2 protein-coding genes are annotated in these 819 nt (G+C 59.5%); both read left to right on the top strand.

Annotated elements, in window-relative coordinates; all coding sequences use genetic code 11:
* The coding region (locus ABR397_RS22935; RefSeq protein ID WP_350307722.1) for a DcrB-related protein at positions 1-158 on the top strand (158 nt) is incomplete at its 5' end.
* 9 nt (positions 159-167) lie between these two features.
* Positions 168-819: PAAR domain-containing protein (locus ABR397_RS22930; protein WP_350307721.1), on the top strand; the 652-nt coding region annotated here is incomplete at its 3' end.

The raw sequence follows: 819 nt of genomic DNA, 5'->3' as shown, positions 1-819 counted from the left end.
GTTATCGGCCCAAAAAGGGGCAGCAGGTTTATCAATATCAGGCGGTATTCCTGCTGGATGAGAAAAAAACGCTGATTTTCACCCTGTCATCCCAACAGGCGTTCACTGATGCTCAACGGCAGTGGCTGGATGACGGCCTGAACAGTTTCCAGTTCTAGGGAGGCGCTATGCCAGAAGCCGCACGGCTCGGAGACACGATAGGCCATTCCAGCGCCATGGCGGGATTGGTTGCAGGCACCGTCATCGGTTCATTAATTTCAGCCGCCGGGGGAATGCTCGCGGGGGCCCTCTTTGTGGCCGGATTGGCCGCATCCTGTGTCGGTGTGGGCGTTTTGCTGATAGGCGCCGCCATTGCGGTGGGCATGGCCGCGGGATCTTTAGGCGATATGGCGCGTGATGCCTGCGTCTCTGCGGGGGCCTCATCGCGAAGTCCCTGCGGGGAAATCACCCGGGGCTCCCCCAATGTCTTTATCAACGGCAAACCCGCCGCCATCGCGACGCGGAGTCAGGTGGCGTGCAGTAAAGAGGATGGCCTTCGTCAGATGGCGGAAGGCTCGGCTTCCGTTTTCATCAATGGTTATCCGGTGGTGCGGGTGGGAGACAAAACGGTCTGTGATGCAGCAGTCATGACCGGTTCGTCTAATGTCTTCATCGGCGGCGGAACGGTGCAGACGGCAAACATTGCGCCGGAAATCCCCAAATGGGCGTATACCGTTTCCGATTTAACGATGTTTGCCGCCGGGTTAGCCAGTTTTGGCGGCGCAGCCGCCAAAGGCCCCGGCGCGTTGCAGAAGCTGTTCAGCAAGGTGCCGGGAGCGG

The organism is Photorhabdus viridis, from assembly GCF_040256935.1.
GTDB lineage: Bacteria > Pseudomonadota > Gammaproteobacteria > Enterobacterales > Enterobacteriaceae > Photorhabdus > Photorhabdus viridis.
This window is presented reverse-complemented; position numbering and strand designations above follow the sequence as displayed.